Raw genomic sequence first — 23,576 nt, forward strand, 5'->3', positions numbered from 1 at the left:
CTGCAGGGTGTGAACCCCGTTACCCCGCACACCGTCACCCCGATGCGCGACGTGCCGCGCTCGATCCAGCGTCCCGAGTACGTCGGAAAGCCCGCGCCCAAGCGCTACACCGGCTCCGACGTGCAGAGCGACGACGTGATCGAACGGATGCGCGAGGCGGGCCGGATCGGTCACAACGCCATGATGGAGGCATCGAAGGCGATCGCGCCGGGCGTCACGACGGATGAGCTGGACCGGATCGCGCATGAGTACATGCTCGACCACGGCGCCTACCCGTCGGCGCTGAGCTACCGGGGCTTCCCGAAGTCGATCTGCACCTCCGTGAACGAGGTGATCTGCCACGGCATCCCGGACCTGCGCCCACTCGAGGACGGCGACCTCGTCAAGATCGACTGCACCGCGTTCAAGAACGGTGTCCACGGAGACAACTGTGCGACCTTCTTCTGCGGCGACGTCGACGAGGAGTCACGGCTGCTCGCCGAGCGCACCAAGGAGGCCATGAACCGCGCCATCCGCGCAGTGAAGCCGGGCCGCCCGATCTCCGTGATCGGCCGGGTCATCGAGGCCTACGCCAAGCGCTTCGGGTACGGAGTGATCCGCGACTACACCGGCCACGGCGTGCACACCACGTTCCACTCGGGGCTGGTGATCCTGCACTACGACGAGCCGCGGCTCAACACGCTCATGCAGCAGGGCATGACGTTCACGATCGAGCCGATGCTCACCCTCGGCACCCACGAGACAGAGCTGTGGGACGACGACTGGACCGTGGTGACCGCCGACGGCTCCCGCTGCGCCCAGTTCGAGCAGTCGCTGGTGGTGACCGCCGACGGCGCGGAGATCCTGACCGCCCCCTGACCTCGGGAAAATCGTTGTCAACCTCATCGGGAGCCGTTTCGTAGTGATGGGTATGAAAGGCAACCAACCCGATGAGGCGTTCACCGGCTTCGTCTCCGCACACTCGCAGGCGCTGCGCCGCACCGCCTACCTGCTGACGGGCAACACGTCGACGGCGGAGGATCTCCTCCAGGACGCCCTCGTCAAGACATGGCTCGCCTGGAAGCGGGTCGAGCAGGCGACGGCCGCCGCTTACACCCGGCGGATCATGGTCAACCTGGCGACCGACCGGTGGCGCCGGAAGCGCTACGACACCGTCTCGGCCGACGTCGCGCAGTGGCGGCCCGATCCCGCCGCTGAGCGCGAGTTCGCCGCAACCGACGACAGGTCGTTCATCGTCCGACAACTCGCGGCGCTGAACCCGCGGGAGCGGGCGATCGTCGTGTTGCGCTACTACCACGACCTCTCCGAGGCCGACGTGGCCGACTCCGTCGGCTGCTCGGTCGGCACCGTGAAGTCCACCTGTTCTCGGGCGCTGGCCCGCCTCCGCACCAGGGCCGAGGCCGCGCAGATCACCTCCAGGAGCATCTCATGACCCCCATGAACGAACCGGAACTGCGCCGGGAACTCTCGCAGATCGACGTGCCTACCCCCATCGACAACGCCTCGCTCGCCGCCTCCGTCATCGGTCGGGGCCGCGGCATCAAGCGCCGCCGCGGCGCCATCGCCGCCGTCGTCGCGCTCGCAGTGGTCGCGGGCGGCGTCGGCGTCGGGATCGCCACCCTGCCCCGCCGGGACGCGCTGCCCGCCGAGCCGACGCCCACGCCGAGCATCACGGTCGTCCCGACGCCGAGCGCCTCAGCGCCGCCGGAGGTGACGCCCACCGCGCAGCCCCCCGCACCGGTGTGGACCGACCTGGAGCACCTGCCCGACAACGTCGGCAGCCTCGGCGACAGGGGCCTGCCGCTCGACCCGCGGGTCGGCGAGTCGTCCGACGAGGGCAGCGTCGAGCACGCGACCATGCAGTTGATGTGCCAGCAGGTCGCGTTCAGGCTCGAGGCGCTCGGCACCATCACCGGCGGTCGCACGATCGTGGACAGCGCGCCGACCTCGGCCCAGTGGCAGTCGATCCTCGTCTTCGGTTCCGAGCAGGATGCCGCCGACTTCATGGCCCAGGCCCGAGGCAAGGCGCAGGAGTGCATGGCCGCGGGCACCACGCCCGCGGAACCGGTCGAGGGGGTGGAGGACATGTTCAACCGCTCCGTACCCGTCTACCACGACGACGAGACGCTCGGCACCGACGGGGTCATCTTCGGAAGCTACGCCGAGGTCAGCAACGACGGTGGCACCACCTTCGCTCCGGCCCCCGACGCCGTGATCACCTATGTGGCGAGAGAGGCCAACGTGGTGGCCGTGGCTCAACTTGGCGGCGAGGGCGCGGGCGACATGTCAACAGAGCCCGGCATCGACGATGAACTCCGCACCGTGATCGGGCAGATCCTGGCCAAGTGACGACGCCCACGACGCCCCCTGACACCTCGCGCGTCGGGGGGCGTTGCCGTGGGCTATCGTGTGCCGGTGCCCACCGTCGCCCGCCACGTCTCCAGCCGCCTCGAGGTCGAGGTCCGCGCCCAGGCCGATCTGATCTTCTCCGTCGCCGTCAGCGCCGATTACCCCGAGCTCGAGGAGAGCCTGACCTTCCGCGTCGGCGGCATCGAACTGGAACCGGAGGAGGTCGTCGCGCCGTCCGGCAGCAGGCTGCACAGGCTGCGTGAGACGCCCGTGGGGACGCTGGTGGTCGACTACCGCGCCGACGTGCTCGCCGCCGCGCCGGAGCCGCCGATGCTCGGTATCGACGAGATCCTCTACACGCGGCCGTCGCGCTACTGCGACTCTGACCGGCTCGCCAACCTGAGCGGCACCCACTTCGCTGGCCTGACCGGCCAGGAGTTGGTCGCGTCGGTGCGCGAATGGGTGCACAGCAAGATCGGCTACCGGCCCGGTTCCAGCCGCAGCATCGACGGGGCCCTCGACACCTATCTGACCCGCAACGGCGTCTGCCGCGACTTCTCGCACCTGGTGGTCGCGTTCCTGCGGGGCCTGAACCTGCCGGCTCGCTTCGTGTCGGTCTACGCCCCCGGCCTGCGCCCGATGGACTTCCACGCCGTGTCTGAGGTCTACGTCGACGGGGCATGGCAACTGCTGGACGCGACCGGCCTCGCCCCGCGGGAGACGATGGTGCGGATCTGCACCGGGCGCGACGCGTCGGACACGGCGTTCATGACGACGCTCGGCGGTCGCACCCGCCTCGCGTCGATGCGGGTCGACGCGTCGATCGACGGGGACCTGCCCGAGGACGACGGCCTGCGCCCCGTCGAACTCAGGTAGCGGCCCACTCCAGGTCGAGGGCGCTCATCGGCGGCAGGTCGTCGCCGCTCATCGGCACCACATCGACGCCGACCCCCAGCTTGGAGGTCTCCGCGTCGGTGACGACGATGCCGCGCAGCGGGCTGACGTCGGCGAAGTCCCTGCCCCACGCCGTGACTAGGTAGCGCGAGTCGGCGAACTGGCCGTTGGTCGGGTCGAGGTCGATCCAGGACCCGTTGGGCGCGAGCGCCGACAGCCAGGCGTGGGACGCGTCGGAGCCCTCCAACTTCTCCTTGCCTGGAGGGGGGACGGTCTCGATGTAGCCGGAGACGTAGCGGGCGGGGATGCCGAGCATCCGCAGCACCGCGATCGCCAGGTGGGCGAAGTCCTGGCAGACGCCGGCACGTAGGTCCAGGACCTGGTCGACGGTGGTGCGCACCGACGTCAGGCCGGGACGGTAGGCGAAGTCGCGCCGGATGCCGAGCGTCAGTTCTGCGAGCGCCTGGCCGAAGCCGAGGTCGGGCGCGAGCAGCGTTTCTGCGTAGTCCCGGACGGCGGCCGTGGGTGCGACGTGCCTGCTCGGCAGGCCGAACAGGGCGCGGTCCATCCGCATGGCCGGGTTCGCGGAGATCACGCGCTGCGCGCTGGAGAGGCTCCACTGATCGAGCGCTTCGACGTCGATGCGGGGCCATTCGACGTCGATGACCGACTCCTTCACGACCTCGAAGCGGGTGTGCGGGTAGTGGATCTCGAAGTAGTGGCTGCGGTTGCCGAACCGGTCCTGGTGCTCGGTGTGCAGCAGCGGCGTCGGGACCACGCCGGTGCCGTGCGCGACGACCCGTTGGCTGGGGGTGGGCCGAGGCGTGAGGAAGCCGCGCTCGTGGCACATGGTGACGGGGTCGGAGTAGTCGTAACTGGTGCGGTGCCGCACGAAGTAGCGGCGCGGGGTCAGGTTCTCGGCGAGTTGTCTCACTGCTGGTCCCCGTTCGTCCAGCCGGTCACGACGGCTCGGCGTCGGCCGCTGCGGGTCAGGTGGGTGCGGCCGAGGTCGTCGGCGATGCCGCGCAACTGGCTGCGCGTCTCGGCGAGGAACTCGGCGACCCGCGGCCTGCCTGCGTCGAAAAGGGCCGCCAGGTCGGTCTCTGCGCAGGTCTCGGCGAGCCCGGCGACCTTCGCCGCGAGCGGCAGGTCGCCGATCAGTTCCAGGTCGTCGATGAGGCGGCTCAACTGGAAGGCGACCGAGCGGGGGTTGCTGCGGTCGGCGACGAGCAGGTGGGTGACGGCGACCGCCGGTCGCCTGGGCGAGGACCCCGCAGCGGCGCGGCGACGCTGCGTGATCAGGGACTCGGCGATCTCGGCGACGGCCTCCGCGAGTTGGTTCTCGACGACCGCCGCCCGCTCCTGCCCCAGCGTGTGTTCGACGAGGCTGAGGATGCGCTGCGCTCGCTCGAGACGGACGCCCGTGTCCAGGAAGGCCCAGGTGGCGTCGCGCGTCATCGACTCGGCGTTGATGCCCGCGATCGCGAGGGTCGCGTCGACGAAGCCGTCGAGGACGCCCGCGAGGTCGCGCCTGCGGGAGGCCTCGTCGACCAGATCGTCGAGGCGGCTGAGGACCTGCCAGATGTCGTCGCTCATCAGGTCGGGCACCTCGTGCGTCGCGGCCGTCAGTCGCCCGACGGCGTGCGCAACGGAGCCCTTCAGGTCGACGTCCGAGGCGGCCGCCCTGATCCGTCGGTGCGCCGTGGCCGGATCGTCGACGCCGAGGTCGACGCCCATCACCTTCTGCCCGGCGCCGAGGACCGCCGTCAGCACCTGGGCGCCGCGCGAGGCCGGGCGCCTTCCGTAGTCGTGGGTCAGGTCGAGCGCGCGGCGAAGGATCCGGGCGCCGCTGTCGGCCCGCTCGGCGTAGCGGCCGAGCCAGACGAGGTTGTCGGCGACGCGGGGCGCGACGGACCCGGTTCGCACGATCCCGAGCGCGCCGCCGTCGAAGGAGGCCAGCCAGGTCTCCGCCGCGTCGTCCGGGTCGAGCACCCAGACGTCCTTGGACAGGGGGCGCGCGGCCTTGCTGATGGCGAAGTCGTCGCCTGAGGCGACCCTCGCGAGGCCGCCGGGCAGGAACTCGTGGCCGCGGTCGACCTGGACCCCGAAGGTCCGCAGCACCATCCGGCGGGGCGTCAGCCCGGCGTCGGTGACGACCGGCGCGGTCGACAGGTCGACCGCCTCCTGCGCGCACCACGCCCACGGCTCGGCGGCGATCCGGGCGGCCAGGTCGTCGCGTTCGGCGCGGGAGAGTTGCCAGCCGGGGATCGTCGTCGTCGCGGTTGACCTGTCGATGGGCTTGATGAGGAGCCGGTCGAGGTGGGTGAGCGCATGGCTTAGTCCCACGTCGTCGCCGCACCACCAGGTCGGGGCCGAGGGGAGGATCAGTTCCTCGCCGAGCAGTTGCGGTGCCAGCCCGGGTAGCAGCGCCATCAGCGCGGGGTTCTCGAGCACCCCGGAGCCGAGCGGGTTGACGGTGACGACGTTGCCGAGCCTGGTCGACTCGAGCAGGCCGGCGAGGCCCGCCTCGGAGTCGGTGCGGAACTCGAGGGGGTCGCTCTCCTCGGAGCCGACGCGGCGCAGGATCACGTCGACCAGCTCCCGGCCGTCCGGGGAGTTGATCCACACCTGTCCCTCGCGCAGCACCAGGTCCTCGGCCTCCACGAGGGCATAGCCGAGCAGGGTCGCGATGAAGCCCTGTTCGAAGGCGGTCGGGTCGCTGGCGCCCTGCCAGAGCAGCACGCCGCGCGGGGTGTGGCCCTCGCGTGGGGCGAGTCGCTGCAGGGCGGTGCGCATCGCGGCGAAGTAGGAGCGCAGCCGAGCGGGGCGTGCGTCGTGGTGCAGGTCGCCCATCACGCGGGAGGTGAGCCGCCGGTTGGCCATCACGTAGCCGGCGCCCTCGGGGGCCTCGGTGCGGTCGCTGAGCACCGTCCATGCCCCCGACGGGTCGCGGCCGAGGTCGGTGGCGATCAGGGGGAGCCAATTGTCGCGCGGGGCCGCGATGCCGCACGCCTGGTGCAGGAAGCCCTTGTGGCCCCAGACGATCTCCGGGGGGATCGCACCGGAGGACAGCAGTTTCTGCTCGCCGTACACGTCGGCGAGGATCAGGCCAAGCAGGCGGGCGCGCTGCGCAAGGCCGGTCTCGAGGCGCTGCCATTCGGCGGAGGTGAGGATCAGCGGGAGCGGGTCGATGATCCAGTTGCGGCCGGACTCGCCGTAGAGGATGCCCTCGTCGCGGACGAGGGTCGCCAGTTCGCGTCGGGCCGATCGGAGCCCCTGCAGGCCGAGCGCGGTGACGGCGTCGGCCAGGATCTCCTGGTCGGGGCGCAGCCCGGTCGAGGCGGTGAACTCGTCCCAGCCGCCGTTGACCTTGGAGCGGTAGGCGGCCAGTTCGCTGGTCGCGGTCGCCTCGACAGTCACGGCGACAACCTTAGCGTCGCGCCGCGATGGCTGCGGGCGCTACACTCGTGGGCGGACGAGACGGCCAGATGATCGCGGCTGGAGACAGCTGAGGAAAGTCCGGACTCCACAGAGCAGGGTGGTGGGTAACGCCCACCCGGGGTGACCCGCGGGACAGTGCCACAGAAAACAGACCGCCTGGCGACAGGTAAGGGTGAAACGGTGGTGTAAGAGACCACCAGCACCCCAGGTGACTGGGGTGGCTAGGTAAACCCCACTCGGAGCAAGACCAAGAAGGTCGACCCTCGGGTCGGCCGCGGACGCCGCTTGAGCGCTGCTCGCGCGAGGCGTCCGGGTAGGTTGCATGAGCGCGTCGGCAACGGCGGGCCTCAGATAGATGATCATCCGTCGACAGAATCCGGCTTACCGGCCGTCTCGTCCCCCACCCTCTTGGTCATTGCGCCAGAACCGCACCACCGTAGGACGAGCGGGCCTCGGGATCGTTCAGGATCGTCACCGTAATGACCGCCAGGCTCGCCCGGCTGTTGGGCGGCTGCCCAAACCGTGTCCGTTCAGTGACAGCGCGCCGGTGGATGAGCCGATCATCCTGTAGCACGCAGATCAAGCCATCATCGCCTTCCTCCGCACCGTCCGCCTGTTCGCTGCTGGGGCAGGCCAAGGCGTCAGTGAGTGCCTTGAGCCTGTTATCGATGTCGCCGGGAGAAGGCCGCCCCGGAGGCGTGAGCAGCAGGACATCGACGTCCGCGACGTTGCGCAGTGCGCTTCCGATGACGAACTCGTAGGTCCGCGAGCCAACCTGGCGAGCGTGGTAGGTGGGATCAAGCCCCTTCTGCCAGACACTGTCCACGAACCCCCGCACTTGTGCGCTCAGGCACTGGCGAATGTGCGCGATCTCCCGAGACTTGCGCTGCCGAGCGGAAGGAATCACGCCGTCGTACACCAGGATCAACTGCACGGCTACCCACGGCCCTCACGCATACCGCTTGACCGCTCCCCGGATCTGGTCGGCGAACTGATAAATGTCTGAGACTCGCTCGATGGCGAACCGCTCTTCGACCTTTGCTTCGTCGAGCAAACCCAGGTATTTCTGCTGCCGGTTGAAGTGAAGCCGGCAGATCGGCTTGCGGTTGTTGTCGTCCAGGAGAATCCCGAAGTACGACTTGGTGTCTCGAGCGACCACCCGTTCGACCTGCACATCACTCACTGCGATCGCCCGGACGATGTTGAACCCGTCCATCTCCTCAAGGGTCGTCTCGATGTCGTCGCCTCGGGTGATGGCCTCCGGCACGTCTTCCTGTTCCTCGGCCTCTTCACGGACCGCTGCAGGCGAGGCTGCCACGGCAACACCCTGGCCCTGAAGCGCCGTCTTGAGACGGACATTGACCTGGTCGGTGATCCACTGCTTGCAGGCATTGGCCACAACAGTGGAGAAGAACTCGCGCATCCGGGCCGTCATGGAGCGGTCGTAGACCTTGGCCGCCAGCAACCGGACGAACTCATCGCTCGGGTCGGCAAACTGCTCGCCGATAGCACGCTTGATCCCCGAGACGTACTTCAGTTCCTCTGCAGCCGAAAGCACCGAGTCAAGATCAAATGTGGTCTTGGTCAGCTTCTGCAACTCCGGCAACGCGTAGGGGTCGACATCGCGCAGGTCCAGCGTGAGGAAGGGACGCTCATCCATCTTGTTCGGCGCGTCAAGGTCCGTGTAGAACTGCCAACGCTGACCATTCGTCAGGACGCCGATGCGGGCGCTCGTGACGTGGAAGTACCTGAAAAGCTGCGATGCGTGGTTGATGTCGAGTGGTGCACCGATCTGCTTGCACTCGATCAGCATCTGCACCTCTCCCCCACGAAGGATCGCGAAGTCGACCTTCTCCCCCTTCTTCGTTCCCACATCGGCCGTGAACTCCGGAAGGACCTCAGTCGGGTCAAAGACGTCGTACCCAAGGACGCGGGCGATGAAGGGAAGCACTATGGCGGTCTTGGTCGCTTCTTCAGTAGTCAGACTTGCGCCGTGCTCGGACACCTTGGTCGCGAGCTCCTTGATTGCATCCTCGATGGCCATCTCTCTCCTCATACGTCAGACGGCGGACTGTGCTCATCGTCGAGCCCAGCAATTTCGCGCCAGCTTAGTCAGCCCGCCACGTCCGGATGGTGCAGGGTGAGATTTCTCATCCAAACCGCATTGCACAACGGCTGGAAGGCCGGGTCGATCACGGTCATGTAGATCACCGCGGATCCGGCCGTCGCCGACATCGACGCGGCCCATGCGGCAGTCGAAGGCGCCCTCGATAACCTGACGCCAGTCACGAACGTCGCGATCAAGCTGGCGTTCTGCTGCGGAGTCGGCATCGGCGACGGCATCCCCATGAATCCTGATTGGGCTCAGGCGGGAACCCAGGTGCCACACCCCTGTGTCGTGAAGTCCTGGCCCTCCTTGAGCGTCACCGATGGCCTGCCGCCCATGATGAAGTCGTTCTGGATGATGGCGTCACCATTGGAGCCCGAGCGGGCGATTTCCCAGTAGCACGCCCCCTCAACGGGCGACTCCACGACGTACCCGCCGGGCTTGATGTCGCGACCGACGGTCCACGTCCCTTCCCTGATCTTCGACGCCTCGACGGTCTCCTCCGTCTTGGTGACGGCCGCCTCGCGCTCGGCCACCGCCTTCTCGGCCGCCTCCACCTCGGAGGCGCGCACATCGAGTTGCGCGGAACGGGCATCGAGCGCCGCGCGGTCCTGAACCGCGGCTTCTTCGGCCTGCGTGGCCCTGTCCTCCGCCGTGGCCAGTTGGCTCTTCAGCCGGTCGCGCTCGTCGATGAGTCCGTCCACCCGGGCCGCTTCATCGTCGCGCGCAGAAGCCAGAGAAGCCGTCTCGCTCTTCCACTTCGGGATGGTCACTCCCTCCGCAATGCCGCCTGCGACGGCGGCACCTATCGCGAGGCCGACGGCGGCGGCGATTGCCGGGATGCGCCAGCGCAGCAGCACCGCCCACCAAGGCCGCGATGGCGGAGGAGACGGGACGTATGGCGGTGGCGGCGGCGGCGGTGGAGTCGGCATGCCCGCATAGGGGTCGGGCATGGGAGGGGGCAAGAAGTTGGGCTGAGGCGCAGACATTGGGCTTCATCCTGTCGAGAACTGCGGAACGTGAGAGGAGCGTATAGCCGCCGCCGAGCCCGACTTCGGCGGGGTCGTTCTACTGGTCACCGAGGACGCGTCGGCCCCCGCGCTGCCCGTGATCTCGGCGCACGTCGACGACGTCGAGGCGGCCTACGCGGAGGCGCGGGAACAGGGCCTGGAGATCGTCCGTCCACTGACCACTGAGGAGCCGTGACGTCTCAGTTCAGCATCCGGGTTCCGGTGCGACCGACCTCGTACCGGTAGCCGAGCGGCGAGGTCCATTCGAGGACGCCCGCCCTGGACTGCTCGACCTGCCAACTTCCGGCCGTCTTGGCGCGGTGGACCCGGCGGCTGAGCGGGGCGAGGTTGCCGATCCGCGTCTGCCCGCGGACCCCTGGCTGGTAGGGGGCGGTGTGGTCGAGGTCGAGCCCCGCCGAGGATCGGTTCGAGAAGGGGAAGGCCTCGGTGTCGAACGCGAGGTGCACCGCCCGCCTCATCTGCCGACCCGGCAGGTAGCCGTCCTCCGGTTCGAGGTTCGGCAGGTCGATGACCGGATGCACAGTGACGTCCACCCCGGCCAGCGCCTCGGCGAGCAGGTGGGTCGTGAGGTGCCCCGCGCGCTCCAGCCGTGCCGACCCGGTCAGCTCGCCGAGCGCGTCGCAGTGGATGTGGACGGCGATCCCGAGAGTGGGTCGCAGCCGCGCCACCGGGACGGTCACCGGCGCAGGCACCGCATCGCCCATCGGGAGCCGCTGCTGGGCGGCGGCCTGCAGCAACGCCGTCGCGTAGGCGGGGTTGGCAAGCACCCCGATCGCCTTGGCGCGGCGCTGATCCCGCGTGAGGCCAGGATGCTCGCCCTCGAGGACCTCCGCAAGCCGTTCGACGGCGGCATCCAGGTACCTGGCGTCGACCGCATCGAGCCGGCCGGTGAGGTTCATGCAGCCGTCCTGGAACCCCCACAGGTAGACGCCGCGGTCCTCGCGCGCCTTGCGCTCCCGCTCGATGGCCGACTCTGGGTCGGACTCGATGATGAGGCGGTCAAGCAGGGTGAACGCGGCAGCCCAGCCGAGGCGCCGTTGCCGGGGCACCCAGCGCCTCGTCACCGCCTCCGCAGCGTCCGGGGCGAGGTGCCCGCACCGCGAGGCGGCCCGCAGCGCACGGTCGGCGTCGACGTCAAGGCCCTGCACAGCGGCGAACAGGCCGGGATGGCGATGCTTCAAGTTCAGGGCCTCGACGATCCGATGCCCGGCCGCGACCGGGGTGCACCCGAGCAGGCCCGCCAGTTCGAGCGACACGAACTCGGACACCTTGGGAGTTCCCGCCCCGCCGACCCGCACCCGCCGCTCGGCCAGGACCTCCAGCAGTTCGTCGGAATCGACGCGGTACCCCTCGGCCAGATCACAGATCGCGACCACCATTGACGCGTCGGCCGCGCGGCGCGTCCGCACGAGCGAGCGAACCCGCTCCGCCGACTCCCGCGCGATCTCTTCCATAACCCGATACTACGGACCGGGTCCGACAGTTTTTCGCGCCAAACGGCCTTGTCCGGCGAGGATTGGGCGACGATCCAGCGGCCGGGTCAGTCGGCCTCGGGATGTTCCCCGTTGGCGTACTCGTCGATCCACTCGACCGCCTCGTCGGAGAGCACCGCGCCGTCCTCGTCGTAGTCGAGCCACGCCGACGCCGAACCCGGGTCGCCCTCGATCTCGGCCGCCACCTCGTCGGGAACGGCCTCGCCGTAGTGGTCGATCAGCCAGTCCCGTGAGTCGTCGCTCAGCCGCCGCCACACGTCTTGAAAGTCGCTCATGACCTCAGACTAGTTCGGGCGCGCCACCGTGACGACGCCGCCCACCACGTCGACCTTTTCGATCCGCACCCGAACCTCGGTGCCGACCTCCTTCTGCTTCGCGGTGACCCGCAGTTCGACGGCGGGATCGGCGATCTGCACGGTCCCGACGCCGGTCTTCGGGTTCACGTCGGTGATGACGCCCTCGAAGATCTCCCCCACCCGCGACGCCAGGACCATCGCCTCGGTCAGGTCGACGACGCCGCGCTCGTAGGCGTTGGCGCTCCGGCCGGCATCGGCCATCTCCTGCGGAAGCGACTCCAGCCCTGCGGTCGCCCATTCGGGGATCGGCAGGCCATTCAGCAGCGAGTGGCAGATCACCAGCACGTAGCGGTCCACGAGGCGACGCAGCGGCGCCGTGGTGTGCGCGTACGGCGCGGCGAGCGCGCTGTGCTGCAGGTTCCCCTCGGGCAGTTCGCCGTCGAACGCCAGGTAGCCCGCGCCGCGGAACAGCATGGTGCACTTGGTCAGCACGGCCAACTCGGCGGGGTCGTCGGGCGAGAGCGAGCGGACGAAGTCCGGGTAGCTCATCCCCTTTGGCCAGTCGACGCCCAGAGTGCGGGCGGAGCGACGCAACTTGTCGATGGACCACTGCTCGGCGGGCGGCAACGTGCGCAGGATGCCGACCTTGCCCTCGATCATCGTCTGAGCCGCGGCGAAGCCGGTCATCAGCGAGATCTGCGCGTTCCAGTTCTCCACCGGCACCAGCGTGCGGAACTCCAGTTCCCAGGTGCCGTTCTTGGCGACGATCTCCTGCTCGGGCAGGTTCAGCGAGATGCCGCCACGCTTGATCTCGATCTGCTCGCGCAGTTTGCCGACCTCGGGTAGCAGCGCGATGCTCGGGTGCGGGTTGCCTGCGTCGATCGAGGCCTGGACGTCGTCGTAGTTCAGCTTCGCGTAGCTCTTGACGAGCGCTCGGGTGAGCGCGACGTCACGGACCTCGCCCGCCGCGTCGAGCCGAAGCTCCCACAGCATCGCGGGCCGCGGCAGCGTGTCGTCGAGGATGGAGGCCGCGTCCTCGCTGAGCACCTTCGGGTGCAGCGGGATGCGGGCACTCGGGGCGTATTTGGTGAGGCCCCGGACGTGCGTCTCGGCCTCCAGCGCCGTCCCGGTACGCACGAAGTGCGCCACGTCGGAGATCGCGTAGCGCACCAGGTAGCCGTCGCCGTCGCGCTCGATCTGGACGGCCTGGTCGAGGTCCATCGACGAGGCGGGGTCGATCGTCACGAACTCGATCGACGTCTTGTCGACGTGGCCCTCGACGGGCAGTTCGGCCGAAACGTCCGCCTCCGACAGCACGGCCTGCGGGAACTCAAGCGGCAGTTCGAGCTTCTCTTGCAGCCGACGCAGGCCCTCGCGGAGCTGCTCCGGCACGTCCGACACCGCGATGCGCGAGGCTGGCATCAGATGCCCGATTCCGGGGTGCGGATCAGGATCCGGTCGCACTCGACGCAGCGCAGCACCTCGTTGGCGGGGGCGCGGCGGTACGTGGCGACGTCGGAGAGCGTCAACTGCAACTGGCAGCCGCCGCAGCGGCCCGCCTTCAACGGGGCGGCGCCCAGGCCCGAGGCGGCCCGCAGCCGCTCGTAGAGGCCCATCAGGTCGGTCGGCATCTTGGCGGCGATCGGGGCGCGGGTGGCGACCAGGTCCGCCGACTCCTTGCGCAGCTTCTCGACGGCGAGGTCGCGGCCCGCTACCTCGTCGCGCAGCCTCGTCTCGACCTCCGCCTTCTGCGCGGCGATCTTGTCGCGGTGCGCCGTTGCGTCCTCCAACTGCCCCATCACCTCGAGCTCGGCATCCTCGAGTTCGCCGATCCGCCGGGTCAGGTGCGCAACCTCGTCCTGCAACGAGCGAAGCGTCTTCGGGTCGCTGACCGAGCCGTCGTCGATGCGTTCCTGGTTCCGCACGAGCCGCGCCTTGACCGGCGCAAGGTCCGTCTCGGCCTTTGCGACGGCGATGCCGAGGTCGTCGACCTCGATGTTCGAGGCGACCAACTCGTCCGTGACACCCTGACGCGCCTCCATGAGGGCAGTGATGGCCTTGTGGTGCGGCAGGTTGCGGGCCGCGTGCTGCACCCGTGCGATCTCGGAGTCGAGGTCCGCGAGGGTGAGAAGCGTGCGTTGAACTGCGGGTTCGGCGAGCATCAGGGTCCTTATCCAGTTGGGTGGCACCACCTTACTAGCGCCGCCGATGGGCGTGCGTCAGAGCGCGAGGCGTTCCTTCACCAGCGCGGCCAGCGCCTCAGCATGGCGCTGCGCCTCCTCCTGCGTCGGCGCCTCAACCATGACGCGGACGACGGGCTCGGTACCGGAGGGGCGCAGCAGCACCCGTCCGGTCGACCCGAGTTCGCGCGCCGCCGCCGTGACGGCCGACTGCACCTCGTTGTCGATGCCCGCCCGCAACTTGTCCACGCCGCGCACGTTGATGACGACCTGCGGCAGCACCGTCATCACGCCCGCGAGTTCCTTCAGGGAGCGGCCGGTCGACAGCATCCGGGCGGCCAGGTGCAGGCCCGTCAGCGTGCCGTCGCCCGTGTTGGCGAACTCCGAGATGATCACGTGGCCGGACTGCTCGCCGCCGAGCGCGAAGCCGTTGGCGTTCATCGACTCAAGCACATAGCGGTCGCCGACCTTCGTCTGGTCGACGCGGATGCCGTGCTCGCGCATCGCGTTGATCAGCCCGAGGTTGCTCATCACGGTCGCCACGAGCGTGTCGGAGTGCAGCCGGTGGTCCTCCTTCATGGCGACGGCCAGGATCGCGAGGATCTTGTCCCCGTCGACCATGGTGCCCTCGGCGTCGACGGCGAGGCAGCGGTCGGCGTCACCGTCGAGCGCGATGCCGAGGTCGGCGCCCTCCGCGATGACGCGGTCGATGACGCCTCCCATGTGCGTCGAGCCTGCGTTGTCGTTGATGTTGAGGCCGTCGGGCTCCGCGTGGATCGGGATGATCTGCGCCCCGAGCGCCCCGAACGCCTCGACGGCGGTGGTGGAGGCCGCGCCGTTGGCGCAGTCGACCACGATCTTGAGCCCCTTCAGTGACGCCCCCTCCCCCAGGGAGCGGCGCAGGTGCGCGACGTAGCCCTCGACGGCGTTCGAGTCGTAGCGGATCCGCCCGACTGCTCGGCCGATGGGACGGTCCCATGCCTCGCCCATCCGTGCCTCGATGGCGTCCTCAAGGTAGTCGTCGAGCTTGACGCCGCCCTTGGAGAAGAACTTGATGCCGTTGTCGGGCATCGGGTTGTGCGACGCGGAGATCATCACGCCCAGGTCGGCGTCCATGTCGTTGACGAGGAACGCCACAGCCGGGGTGGGCAGCACGCCCAGCCGGATCACGTCGACGCCCGCCGAGGCGAGCCCCGCGACGACGGCCGCCTCGAGGAACTCGCCGCTGGCCCGCGGGTCGCGACCCACCAGCGCGAGCGGTCGATGCCCGGAGAAGGCACCCGCCTCGCCGAGGATGTGCGCCGCCGCGACCGAAAGGTCAAGGGCCAGCTCGGCTGTCAGTTCGTCATTCGCGACGCCACGGACGCCGTCGGTACCAAATAGTCGTGCCACGGACGCAACCTTAGCCGAATCGCTCGCTACCGCTGAGCGCGCCGGGCATGCGGAGCCGGGCACGCAAAAACGCCCACCCCGGAAAGGGATGGGCGTTTTCGAAGCAGAGATCAGCGCTTGCTGTACTGCGGGGCCTTACGGGCCTTCTTGAGGCCGGCCTTCTTGCGCTCGATGATGCGGGCGTCGCGGGTCAGCATGCCAGCCTTCTTCAGCGCGGGGCGCGAGGCCTCGGCGTCGACCTCGTTGAGGGCGCGGGCAACACCGAGACGCAGGGCGCCGGCCTGGCCGGTCACGCCGCCACCGTCGATGCGGGCGATCACGTCGTAGGAACCGGCGACACCGGCGACCGCGAACGGATCGGAGACGTGCTGCTGGTGCACCTTGTTCGGGAAGTAGTCGTCAAGCGTGCGACCGTTGATCTTCCACTGGCCGGAGCCGGGGACGATGCGGACGCGGGCGACGGCCTCCTTGCGACGGCCGGTGCCGTAGCCGGGGGCGACGACGGCCGGACGAACGTCGGCGCCAGCGGCGGCGGCCGGGTTCGAGTCGGAGCGGTAGGCGATCTCGCGATCCTGCTCGTCAACGAAAGGGGTGATCTCTTCGGCGACGGTCTCTTCGGCGACGTTCTCAGTCATCTGGTTCTCACTCACTGGGCGATCTGGGTGATCTCGTAGGGCTGCGGCTTCTGGGCAGCGTGCGGGTGCTCGGGGCCGGCGTAGACCTTGAGCTTGCCCATCAGCTGACGGCTCAGCTTGTTCTTGGGCAGCATGCCCCAGACGGCGCGCTCGACGGCCTTGCGGGGATCCTTCTCGAGCAGCTCGCCGATCGAGATGGACTTCAGGCCACCCGGGCGACCCGAGTGCGAGTGGCGCATCGACTGCGTCGCCTTGTTGCCGCTGACGGCGATCTTGGAGGCATTGACGATGACGACGAAATCGCCACCGTCGACATGCGGGGCGAAGGTGGCCTTGTGCTTGCCCCGCAGCAGGGTCGCAGCGGCCACGGCGAGACGTCCGAGAACAATGTCCTCGGCGTCGATCACGAGCCAGTTCCGGGCGATTTCGCCCGGCTTCGGGGTGTACGTAGACACGGAGGCAGACCAACTTCCATTCATGTGAACAGTGTGCGGTGCGCTGGCGGCGTCGACTCGAAAGTCACACAGGCCGCACCGGCGCGCAACAGCTACCTAGCTTAGATCGGCAAACGCCTCAGCGCAAAATCGAGGCCCCCGACGGGGTCCGCTCCAGGTTATCCCAGGGCGGCTGCGGCCGGGAATCATCGGCCATTAGGGTGAAGCATGGCCTCAAAGATGAGTACCCAGATCGCCGTGACGTCCCCCGATGATGTGCGCAACGTCGTGCTCGTGGGCGCGAGCGGCTCGGGCAAGACGACCCTGTTCGAACATCTCCTGCGAGCCCGCATCGACGGGTACCGCGGTGAGAAGGACTCCCTGGAGCGCGGCGCCTCGCTGACGTTGGCGTCGATCCCGGCCACGGACGTCCAGATCAACCTCCTTGACGCCCCGGGGCATCCCGACTTCGTCGGAGAGCTCCGCGCCGGGCTGCGCGCCGCGGACGCGGCGATCTTCGTGATCGCGGCCGGAGACGACATCGACCCCACGACGGTGGCGCTCTGGGAGGAATGCAGCCAGGTGTCGATGCCCCGCATCATCGCGATCACCAAGCTCGACCAGGGCAGGGCGACGTTTGAGGAGATGGTCGCCGCGTGCCAGACCACCCTCGGCGAGGGGTGATCCCGGCGCTGATCCCGTTGACGGTCGACGGAGCCAACGTCGGCAACCTGTCCCTCCTGAACAAGCGGGCGCACGACTACTCGTCTGGCGCCCGCGTCTCACGCGACGCGACACCTGAGGAGGCCTCCCTCGTCGACGAGCAACGCGCACCGCTGCTGGAGGCGATCATCACGGAGGTGCAGGACGACGACCTGATGGAGCGTTACCTCGAGGGCGAGGAGATCGCCGTCGACGAGGCCCACTCGTCGCTGTTGCGCGCCGTCACCGGCGCCCGCTTCTTCCCGCTGCTGCCGGCCCACACCACCAGCGACAAGGGCACCGAGGAACTGCTGCGCTGGATCGAGAACGGCTTCCCTCCGCCGAACGTGCACCCGGTGCCCCCGACGACCACCCCGAACGGCGCGACCCTGCCTCCGGTCGCGTGCGACCCGGACGGCCCGCTGGTCGCGCAGGTGATCCGCACCACCTCCGACAACTACTCGGGCCGCACCGCGCTGGTGCGGGTGTTCTCGGGGCGGCTTCGTCCCGAGGACGTCGTGCACGTCTCGGGCAGGCGCGAACTGTTCGGCGCCGACCCCGACCCGCTGCACCCCGACCACGACGACGAGGAACGCGTCGGCCCGATCTCCGCGCCCGCCGGGCTGGAGTTCGCGCCTCTGAAGGATGCGATCGCAGGCGAGATCGTACTGGTGACCCGGCTGTCGAAGGCCGAGACCGGGGACACGCTCTCCTCCATGGACCGGCCTGCGCTCGTGGAGCCGTGGGACCTGCCGACGCCCCTGCTGCCCGTCGCGCTCGCCGCCCCGAGCCGCGGCGACTCCGACAAGCTGACCGGAGCCCTGCACCGGTTGTGCGTCGAGGACTCCACGCTCAGGCTGGAGCGCAACGCGGAGACCGAGCAGCAACTGCTGTGGGTGATGGGGCAGGCACAGAAGGACCTTGCGCTCAGCCACCTGCGCGACCGACTCGGCCTGAAGGTCGACGAGGTGGACGTCAAGGTGCCGCTGCGCGAGACCTTCCTCGGCCACGTCAGGGGCCTCGGCCGCAACGTCAAACAGTCTGGGGGCCACGGCCAGTACGCGGTGTGCAACATCGAGGTCGAACCGCTCGAGCGAGGGGCCGGCTTCGAGTTCGTCGACAAGGTCGTCGGAGGGGCAGTGCCGCGCGCCTACATCGCCTCCGTGGAGAAGGGCCTCACGCAGCAGATGGAGCATGGCACCCGGTTCGGGGTGCCGACGGTCGACCTGCGCGTCACGCTCTACGACGGCAAGGCCCACTCGGTCGACTCCTCAGACATGGCCTTCCAGGTCGCGGGCCAACTCGCGCTACGCGACGCCGCCGAGCGCGGCGAGGTGGGCGTGCTGGAGCCGATCGACCGCGTCCGGGTCACCGTCTCCGACTGCTACCTCGGGGCGATCCTGACCGACCTGGGGTCGCGACGCGCCCAGGTGCAGGGCAGCGACCTGGACGGCGCGGGCCACGCGACCGTCGAGGCGCTGGTCCCGCAGATCGAACTGGTCAGCTACCCGATCGACCTGCGCGGCCTCGCGCAGGGCACCGGGTCGTTCACGCGCGTCTTCGACGGCTACGACCTGATGCCTGAGGAACTCTGGCCGCGGTAGGCCAGGACGGCGTCCAGGAGCGCGTCTGCCACAGCGCGCTTGGAACCGGACGCGTCGGCGACCACCTCGTCCGATGAGTCGATGACGACGAGGTGGTTGCCCTCCGACTCGAACCCCAAGGCCCAGCCGACCTCGTTGATGGCGAGCAGGTCGGCGCCCTTGCGGGCCCGCTTCCTGCGGCCCCGCTCCAGCAACTCCTCGCCGTGGGCGGTCTCGGCGGCGAACCCGACGATCGTCTGGCCCTCGGCGCGTGCCGCGGCAAGGCCCTTCAGGACGTCGGGGTTCTCCACCAGGTCGATGGACGCGATCCCTCCCGCCTCCTTCGTCAACTTCCGGTCGGCGACGGCGCTCGGCCGGAAGTCCGCGACCGCGGCGGCCATCACGACCACGTCCGCGATGGCGGCCAACTCCCCCATCGCGTCAGCCAACTCGGCGGCAGTGCCGACCGGCGTGACCTCGACGCCCGCGCCCGCCTCGTCGAGCACCGCGCGTTCGATGTTTGCGGCCGCGAGCAGCACCCTGGCGCCACGCTCGGCGGCGGCTGCCGCGACGGCGACCCCCTGCCTGCCGCTCGACCGGTTGCCGAGGAAGCGGACCGGATCGATGGGTTCCCGGGTGCCGCCCGCGGAGACGGCCACCGTCAGGCCCGCGAGGTCGCGGCGCCGGTCGAGCAACTCGTCGATCCTGGCGTGGATCTGCTCGGGCTCGCTCATCCGGCCCGGGCCGGAGTCGCCGCCGGTGAGTGGCCCGTCCTCCGGCCCGATGACGTGCACGCCGCGGGAGCGCAGGGTCGCCAGGTTGGCAACGGTGGCGGGGTGGCGCCACATCTCGGTGTGCATGGCGGGCGCGATCAGGACCGGGGCCTGCGTCGCGAGCAGCGTGGTGCCGAGCAGGTCCGACGCGAGACCGGCGGCCATCGAGGCCATGGTGTTCGCGGTGGCGGGCGCGACCACGACCAGGTCGGCCCGCTGGCCGAGCGCCACGTGCCTCACGCGTGGCACGTCGTCGTGCACCGAGGTGGTGACCGGGTTGCGGCTGATCGACTCCCACGTCGGGAGCCCCACGAACCGCAGCGCGTCCTGCGTAGGAACCACGTGCACCTCGTGCCCGTCCCCGATCAGCAGCCTCACCAGTTGGACGCTCTTGTAGGCGGCGATGCCGCCCGTTACTCCCACCACGATGACCATGGTTCCGATTGTTCCATCCGGGTACGCTGCGGACCATGTGCACCGTGGTGATTCGGGTCCCCGAACCGGGAGACGGACCGATCCGGTTGCTGGCCGTCCGCGACGAGGACCCGCACCGCCCCTGGCGTCCGCTCGGCGCCTGGTGGCCGGAGCGCGAGGGCGTCGAGGGGATCATGGACGAACTCGCAGGCGGAGCCTGGCTGGCCCACGACGGCGCGACGCTCGCGGTGCTGCTGAACAGGGACGGCGGATCGACCGTCGCGGTGCCCGCCTCCCGCGGTTCGCTGGTGCTTGACGCCATCGCCGGGCGCGACCTTCCCGACCCGCTCACCACGCTCGGCTTCAACCTGGTCGTCGCCGACGCGGCCGGCGTGAGCGTCACCTCATGGGAGGGCGGCACGCCCCGGGTCACGCGGCTGGCACCCGGAACGCACATGATCGCGCACGAGGACGTCGACGCGCCCACCACCGCCCGCGTGGCGGCCTGGCTGGGCGCGTTCTCGGAGGCGCCGACCGACGGCGATCCGTGGTGGGGTGGCTGGATCGACACGCTGCGCGCAAGCACCGTCGTCGAGGCGACCGACGATCGGGCGATCGTGCGCGACAACCGCCCGCACGGTTACCCGACGCAGACCCTTCTGGTGTGCGTCGCAGGGGTCGACGCCGCCGGGGTGACGGCGACGATGGCGAGGCTGGACGAGCCGGGCGCGTGGAACGAACTCAGCCTCTGAGGCTCAGTTGACAGCGCCGACGACGAACGCGTCGCTGTCGCCGCAACCCAACTCGGGCTCCAGCGGGGCGTAGCCGCCGACCAGGGAGACCTCTCCCCCGCCGCGACGAGCGCCTCGACGTCGACATCCTCGGGAAGGCAGGCACCGCGTCGACGTCGCCGGCGCGCACCACGAGGCACCCGTCCACGACCATCAGGCTGCCCTCGAGCAGCGCGGTGTCCGTCACTGGCTGCCCCGCGTGACGCAGCACGACGGTCCCGTCCCCAAGGCTCTCGGTGAACATCGCGGAGGCGGGATCGGCAGGCTTCTGCGCGGGGGCGTGCGTCTGCGTGGGCAGCGGTGTGGCCGCCGGGTCCTCACTGGTCCCGGCGGCCGAACAGGCGGCGAGGGCGGCAACCGCGGTGACCGCCAGCGCGAGGCGCGCCGCGAGGCTCGCGGCGCGTCGACTCACAGGATGCCGCCGGAATCCACGATCCGCTTGCCGAACGGGAAGCAGGTCACGGGGATCATCTTGATGCTGACCCAGGCGTTCGCGATGCCGATGATCGTCAACGTCTGCGCCAGGGCGGCCGCGAGGTGGATCAGCGCGAGCCACCAGCCCGCGATGACGAACCAGATGGCGTTCATGATGGCCGACCCCGCGCCGGCACCCGGCTTCGGGACCACCGACTTGCCGAACGGCCACAGCACGTAGCGGGCCATCCGGAACGAGGCGACGCCGACCGGGATGGTGATGATGAAGATGCAGGCGATGATTCCGGCGAGGAAATAGCCGAGGGCGAGCCAGAAGCCGCCGAAGATCACCCAGATCAGGTTGAGCAGTGTCCGCATAGTCAGTCCTTCCTGCAGGCACACCATCCATTCTACGAGGGTGGGCCACCCGTTCGGGTCCGGGTTGGTCCGGGTCTGTCCCCCACCACTACCCTGAGGGGATGGATCCGCTGCCTCCCCGATTGCACCGCGACGTCGTCAGTTACGTGCGCCGCAGCACCCGGATGAACGAGTCGCAGGAGCGTGCCTGGTTCCGCTACAAGCAGGAATACGTGGTCGCCGTCCTGCATGGCGACCTGTCGACCTCGGTCGCACCGGAGGCCAGGGTCGACTGGTCGGAGCAGTTCGGGCGCGAGGCTCCGCTGATCGTCGAGATCGGCTCCGGCGGTGGCGACTCGCTCGTCCCGATGGCCAAGGGCAGGCCCGGGGCGAACGTGGTCGCGTTCGAGGTGTTCGAGCCGGCGGTGGCCTCGACGCTCAGCCGGATCGCGCGCGAGGAGGTCGGCAACGTCCGGATGGTCGTCGCGGACGGCGCGCAGGGCCTTGCCGTGCTCTTCGACGACGCCTCCGTGAGCGAACTGTGGACCTTCTTCGCCGACCCGTGGCACAAGAAGCGCCACCACAAGCGACGGCTGGTCGGCACCGACTTCGCAGACGTCGTCGCCGCGAAACTCGCCCCCGGCGCGGTGTGGCGGCTGGCCACCGACTGGGAGGACTACGCGCTGTGGATGCGCGAGCACCTCGACGGGCACCCGCTGCTTGTCAACGAGCACGACGGCTGGGCGCCGCGGTTGGAGGAGCGCCCCGTCACCAAGTACGAACGCAAGGGCCTCGAGGCCGGCCGCACCGTCTACGACCTGACGTATCGGAGGCGCGATGCGGCTCAGGCTTGACCTCGGCTACGACGGCACCGACTTCCACGGCTGGGCGGTCCAGCCCGGCCAGCGCACCGTGCAGGGCGTTCTTGAGCCGTGGATCGCGCAGGTGCTGCGGCTGCCGTCGGAGCCGACGCTCGTGGTGGCAGGGCGCACCGACGCCGGGGTGCACGCCCGGGCGCAGGTCTGCCACGTCGACCTGGACGTCGAGTCCGACCCCTCCGTCGAACTGCTGCGCCGCCTGCAGCGGGTGCTCCCCCACGACATCGCCGTCAGGTCTGTCGCGACGGCGCCAGACGGCTTCGACGCGCGCTTCTCCGCCACCTGGCGGCGCTACTGCTACCGGGTCAGCGACGAGGGCTCCTTCCACGACCCGCTGCTGCGCGGCCACGTCACCCGGCTCCCGTTCCCACTCGACGTCGGCGCCCTGAACTCCGCCGCCGCGACGGTGCTCGGGCTGCGCGACTTCGCCGCCTTCTGCAAGCCACGCGACGGCGCGACCACGATCCGCGAACTGCGGGAGGTGGGCGCGCTGCGCCGCGAGGACGGCGTCGTGGAGATCTGGCTGCAGGCTGACGCGTTCTGCCACTCGATGGTCCGTTCGCTGGTCGGCGCGCTGACCGCGGTTGGCGGCGGCCGCCGCACGCTCGCCTGGCTGGAGGAGGTCGCGGCGAGCCCGCGCAGGCACTCCGAGGTGCCGGTGATGCCGGCGCACGGCCTGACGCTCGAGGCGGTCGGCTATCCGGCCGAGAAAGACCTGGCGCAACGCGCCGAACAGGCGAGAAACGTCCGCACCTTGGAGGAAGCGTGAGCCACTATTTCGAGACGCCGGAGGAGCCGTTCGTCGCGCACGACTTCACCGCCACTATCTTCGGCCGGGAGTTGACGTTCGCGTCGGCGCCGGGGGTCTTCTCCGGCTCGCGCCTCGACCTCGGCACCTCGGTGCTGCTGCGCGAGATCGACCCGCCTGTGGCGGGCCACGTGCTCGACCTCGGCTGCGGCGTCGGCACCATCGCCGTCGGCCTGGCGCTCGCCTCGCCCGAGGTCACCGTCGACGCGGTGGACATCAACGAGCGGGCCGTCGAGTTGACGACGCTGAACGCGGGGCGGCACAAGGTTGCCGACCGGGTGCGAGCCATGACGCCGTCGGAGGTCTCCCCCGAGACGCGCTACGACGAGATCTGGTCGAACCCACCCATCCGGATCGGCAAGGAGGCGCTGCACGAACTGCTGCTCACCTGGCTCGCCCGGCTCCGCGAGGGCGGCGCCGCGTACCTGGTGGTCGGCAGGAACCTGGGCGGCGACTCGCTGCAGCGCTGGCTGATCGACAAGGGCTACCCGACCGAGCGACTGGCCTCGGCGAAGGGCTTCCGGGTGCTGCGCGCCTGCCGCCGCGGACCCGTGGAAAGTTGAAGCGGTGACTACTTTCCGGGCATAGGATGGGTTGTGCCAGC

25 protein-coding genes and 1 other RNA gene are annotated in these 23,576 nt (G+C 69.6%); 11 read left to right on the forward strand and 15 right to left on the reverse strand.

The features are described from left to right. The first annotated feature begins 42 nt into the window (after window positions 1-42). From map to BW730_RS08535, 4 genes are all read left to right on the forward strand, one after another. Window positions 43-858 carry a type I methionyl aminopeptidase gene (gene map, locus BW730_RS08520; RefSeq protein ID WP_145952987.1) on the forward strand — a complete coding sequence of 272 codons (816 nt, stop codon included), beginning with the start codon at window positions 43-45 and terminating at the stop codon, window positions 856-858. A 52-nt stretch (window positions 859-910) separates the two neighbouring features. After that, window positions 911-1,432 carry a SigE family RNA polymerase sigma factor gene (locus BW730_RS08525; RefSeq protein WP_226997159.1) on the forward strand — a complete coding sequence of 174 codons (522 nt, stop codon included), beginning with the start codon at window positions 911-913 and terminating at the stop codon, window positions 1,430-1,432. Then, window positions 1,429-2,349, forward strand: a complete 921-nt coding sequence (locus tag BW730_RS08530; RefSeq protein WP_077685868.1) for a hypothetical protein — start codon at window positions 1,429-1,431, stop codon at window positions 2,347-2,349. Before BW730_RS08525 ends, BW730_RS08530 begins: the two co-directional genes overlap by 4 nt. A 66-nt stretch (window positions 2,350-2,415) precedes the next feature. Beyond that, window positions 2,416-3,225, forward strand: a complete 810-nt coding sequence (locus BW730_RS08535) for a transglutaminase-like domain-containing protein (protein WP_077687587.1) — start codon at window positions 2,416-2,418, stop codon at window positions 3,223-3,225. Here the strand turns inward: BW730_RS08535 and BW730_RS18495 are convergent. Both BW730_RS18495 and BW730_RS08550 read right to left on the reverse strand, forming a co-directional pair. Beyond that, a complete protein-coding gene (locus tag BW730_RS18495) occupies window positions 3,218-4,177 on the reverse strand; it encodes a transglutaminase family protein (protein ID WP_158522556.1) in 960 nt (319 codons plus the stop codon). The two genes, BW730_RS08535 and BW730_RS18495, sit on opposite strands and share 8 nt — an antisense overlap. Continuing rightward, window positions 4,174-6,663 carry a circularly permuted type 2 ATP-grasp protein gene (locus BW730_RS08550; protein WP_077685869.1) on the reverse strand — a complete coding sequence of 830 codons (2,490 nt, stop codon included), beginning with the start codon at window positions 6,661-6,663 and terminating at the stop codon, window positions 4,174-4,176. The genes BW730_RS18495 and BW730_RS08550 overlap by 4 nt, the downstream gene beginning before the upstream one ends. Before the next feature lie 56 nt (window positions 6,664-6,719). Here BW730_RS08550 and rnpB point away from each other — a divergent pair. Further along, window positions 6,720-7,084: RNase P RNA component class A (gene rnpB, locus BW730_RS08555), an RNA gene on the forward strand. Between the two features lie 12 nt (window positions 7,085-7,096). On the opposite strand, the gene BW730_RS08560 is transcribed toward rnpB, so the two are convergent. The 11 genes from BW730_RS08560 to rplM form a co-directional block, all read right to left on the reverse strand. Continuing rightward, window positions 7,097-7,618, reverse strand: a complete 522-nt coding sequence (locus BW730_RS08560) for a hypothetical protein (protein ID WP_077685870.1) — start codon at window positions 7,616-7,618, stop codon at window positions 7,097-7,099. 15 nt (window positions 7,619-7,633) lie between these two features. After that, on the reverse strand, window positions 7,634-8,728 hold the full coding sequence (locus tag BW730_RS08565; RefSeq protein WP_077685871.1) for a type I restriction endonuclease: 1,095 nt from the start codon (window positions 8,726-8,728) through the stop codon (window positions 7,634-7,636). A gap of 68 nt (window positions 8,729-8,796) precedes the next feature. Next, window positions 8,797-9,027 carry a hypothetical protein gene (locus BW730_RS08570; RefSeq protein ID WP_145952783.1) on the reverse strand — a complete coding sequence of 77 codons (231 nt, stop codon included), beginning with the start codon at window positions 9,025-9,027 and terminating at the stop codon, window positions 8,797-8,799. Window positions 9,028-9,048: 21 nt separating this feature from the next. Next, window positions 9,049-9,651 (reverse strand): hypothetical protein, encoded by a 603-nt coding sequence (locus BW730_RS18500; RefSeq protein WP_077685873.1) that lies wholly within the window; start codon window positions 9,649-9,651, stop codon window positions 9,049-9,051. A gap of 350 nt (window positions 9,652-10,001) precedes the next feature. Next, window positions 10,002-11,276 carry a DUF222 domain-containing protein gene (locus BW730_RS08580; RefSeq protein ID WP_077685874.1) on the reverse strand — a complete coding sequence of 425 codons (1,275 nt, stop codon included), beginning with the start codon at window positions 11,274-11,276 and terminating at the stop codon, window positions 10,002-10,004. An 86-nt stretch (window positions 11,277-11,362) separates the two neighbouring features. Further along, window positions 11,363-11,590 (reverse strand): hypothetical protein, encoded by a 228-nt coding sequence (locus tag BW730_RS08585; protein WP_077685875.1) that lies wholly within the window; start codon window positions 11,588-11,590, stop codon window positions 11,363-11,365. A gap of 9 nt (window positions 11,591-11,599) precedes the next feature. Continuing rightward, window positions 11,600-13,033 carry an RNB domain-containing ribonuclease gene (locus BW730_RS08590; RefSeq protein WP_077685876.1) on the reverse strand — a complete coding sequence of 478 codons (1,434 nt, stop codon included), beginning with the start codon at window positions 13,031-13,033 and terminating at the stop codon, window positions 11,600-11,602. Then, entirely contained in the window at window positions 13,033-13,773 is a 741-nt protein-coding gene (locus tag BW730_RS08595; protein WP_077685877.1) for a zinc ribbon domain-containing protein, read from the reverse strand. The genes BW730_RS08590 and BW730_RS08595 overlap by 1 nt, the downstream gene beginning before the upstream one ends. 57 nt (window positions 13,774-13,830) lie before the next feature. Then, complete coding sequence (glmM, locus tag BW730_RS08600) at window positions 13,831-15,183, reverse strand: phosphoglucosamine mutase (RefSeq protein WP_077685878.1); 1,353 nt, start codon at window positions 15,181-15,183, stop codon at window positions 13,831-13,833. Between the two features lie 110 nt (window positions 15,184-15,293). After that, on the reverse strand, window positions 15,294-15,818 hold the full coding sequence (gene rpsI / locus BW730_RS08605) for a 30S ribosomal protein S9 (RefSeq protein WP_077687589.1): 525 nt from the start codon (window positions 15,816-15,818) through the stop codon (window positions 15,294-15,296). An 11-nt stretch (window positions 15,819-15,829) separates the two neighbouring features. Next, window positions 15,830-16,273, reverse strand: coding sequence for a 50S ribosomal protein L13 (rplM, locus tag BW730_RS08610; protein WP_077685879.1), 444 nt, complete (start codon window positions 16,271-16,273; stop codon window positions 15,830-15,832). A 219-nt stretch (window positions 16,274-16,492) separates the two neighbouring features. Between rplM and BW730_RS19255 the strand changes: the two genes are divergently transcribed. Next, window positions 16,493-16,936 (forward strand): GTP-binding protein, encoded by a 444-nt coding sequence (locus tag BW730_RS19255; RefSeq protein WP_226997160.1) that lies wholly within the window; start codon window positions 16,493-16,495, stop codon window positions 16,934-16,936. Continuing rightward, window positions 16,909-18,558, forward strand: coding sequence for an elongation factor G-like protein EF-G2 (locus BW730_RS08615; protein WP_226997161.1), 1,650 nt, complete (start codon window positions 16,909-16,911; stop codon window positions 18,556-18,558). The genes BW730_RS19255 and BW730_RS08615 overlap by 28 nt, the downstream gene beginning before the upstream one ends. On the opposite strand, the gene coaBC is transcribed toward BW730_RS08615, so the two are convergent. Next, entirely contained in the window at window positions 18,522-19,745 is a 1,224-nt protein-coding gene (gene coaBC, locus BW730_RS08620) for a bifunctional phosphopantothenoylcysteine decarboxylase/phosphopantothenate--cysteine ligase CoaBC (protein WP_077685880.1), read from the reverse strand. The genes BW730_RS08615 and coaBC overlap by 37 nt on opposite strands. Before the next feature lie 35 nt (window positions 19,746-19,780). On the opposite strand from coaBC, the gene BW730_RS08625 reads away from it, so the two are divergent. Next, complete coding sequence (locus BW730_RS08625; RefSeq protein WP_077685881.1) at window positions 19,781-20,476, forward strand: NRDE family protein; 696 nt, start codon at window positions 19,781-19,783, stop codon at window positions 20,474-20,476. Window positions 20,477-20,923: 447 nt separating this feature from the next. Here BW730_RS08625 and BW730_RS08635 read toward each other — a convergent pair whose 3' ends face one another. Next, complete coding sequence (locus BW730_RS08635) at window positions 20,924-21,307, reverse strand: YccF domain-containing protein (RefSeq protein WP_077685883.1); 384 nt, start codon at window positions 21,305-21,307, stop codon at window positions 20,924-20,926. A gap of 101 nt (window positions 21,308-21,408) precedes the next feature. On the opposite strand from BW730_RS08635, the gene trmB reads away from it, so the two are divergent. Genes trmB through BW730_RS08650 form a run of 3 tightly spaced genes read left to right on the forward strand, consistent with a single transcriptional unit; the run spans window position 21,409 to window position 23,535 of the window. Beyond that, window positions 21,409-22,140 carry a tRNA (guanosine(46)-N7)-methyltransferase TrmB gene (gene trmB, locus BW730_RS08640; protein WP_077685884.1) on the forward strand — a complete coding sequence of 244 codons (732 nt, stop codon included), beginning with the start codon at window positions 21,409-21,411 and terminating at the stop codon, window positions 22,138-22,140. After that, window positions 22,124-22,933, forward strand: a complete 810-nt coding sequence (gene truA / locus BW730_RS08645) for a tRNA pseudouridine(38-40) synthase TruA (RefSeq protein ID WP_077685885.1) — start codon at window positions 22,124-22,126, stop codon at window positions 22,931-22,933. The genes trmB and truA overlap by 17 nt, the downstream gene beginning before the upstream one ends. Continuing rightward, a complete protein-coding gene (locus BW730_RS08650) occupies window positions 22,930-23,535 on the forward strand; it encodes a class I SAM-dependent methyltransferase (RefSeq protein ID WP_077685886.1) in 606 nt (201 codons plus the stop codon). Before truA ends, BW730_RS08650 begins: the two co-directional genes overlap by 4 nt. The last annotated feature ends 41 nt before the right edge of the window (window positions 23,536-23,576 follow it).

It is taken from the genome of Tessaracoccus aquimaris (genome assembly GCF_001997345.1).
Taxonomy (GTDB): domain Bacteria; phylum Actinomycetota; class Actinomycetes; order Propionibacteriales; family Propionibacteriaceae; genus Arachnia; species Arachnia aquimaris.

Coding starts and splice junctions, on each gene's coding strand:
- map (WP_145952987.1), top strand. CDS start 43: ATGCGCGACGTGCCGCGCTCGATCCAGCGTCCCGAGTACGTCGGAAAG.
- BW730_RS08525 (WP_226997159.1), top strand. CDS start 911: ATGAAAGGCAACCAACCCGATGAGGCGTTCACCGGCTTCGTCTCCGCA.
- BW730_RS08530 (WP_077685868.1), top strand. CDS start 1,429: ATGACCCCCATGAACGAACCGGAACTGCGCCGGGAACTCTCGCAGATC.
- BW730_RS08565 (WP_077685871.1), bottom strand. CDS start 8,728: ATGGCCATCGAGGATGCAATCAAGGAGCTCGCGACCAAGGTGTCCGAG.
- BW730_RS08570 (WP_145952783.1), bottom strand. CDS start 9,027: ATGCCGTCGCCGATGCCGACTCCGCAGCAGAACGCCAGCTTGATCGCG.
- BW730_RS08580 (WP_077685874.1), bottom strand. CDS start 11,276: ATGGAAGAGATCGCGCGGGAGTCGGCGGAGCGGGTTCGCTCGCTCGTG.
- BW730_RS08585 (WP_077685875.1), bottom strand. CDS start 11,590: ATGAGCGACTTTCAAGACGTGTGGCGGCGGCTGAGCGACGACTCACGG.
- BW730_RS08590 (WP_077685876.1), bottom strand. CDS start 13,033: ATGCCAGCCTCGCGCATCGCGGTGTCGGACGTGCCGGAGCAGCTCCGC.
- BW730_RS08595 (WP_077685877.1), bottom strand. CDS start 13,773: ATGCTCGCCGAACCCGCAGTTCAACGCACGCTTCTCACCCTCGCGGAC.
- rpsI (WP_077687589.1), bottom strand. CDS start 15,818: ATGACTGAGAACGTCGCCGAAGAGACCGTCGCCGAAGAGATCACCCCT.
- BW730_RS19255 (WP_226997160.1), top strand. CDS start 16,493: ATGAGTACCCAGATCGCCGTGACGTCCCCCGATGATGTGCGCAACGTC.
- coaBC (WP_077685880.1), bottom strand. CDS start 19,745: ATGGTCATCGTGGTGGGAGTAACGGGCGGCATCGCCGCCTACAAGAGC.
- BW730_RS08625 (WP_077685881.1), top strand. CDS start 19,781: ATGTGCACCGTGGTGATTCGGGTCCCCGAACCGGGAGACGGACCGATC.
- BW730_RS08635 (WP_077685883.1), bottom strand. CDS start 21,307: ATGCGGACACTGCTCAACCTGATCTGGGTGATCTTCGGCGGCTTCTGG.
- trmB (WP_077685884.1), top strand. CDS start 21,409: ATGGATCCGCTGCCTCCCCGATTGCACCGCGACGTCGTCAGTTACGTG.
- truA (WP_077685885.1), top strand. CDS start 22,124: ATGCGGCTCAGGCTTGACCTCGGCTACGACGGCACCGACTTCCACGGC.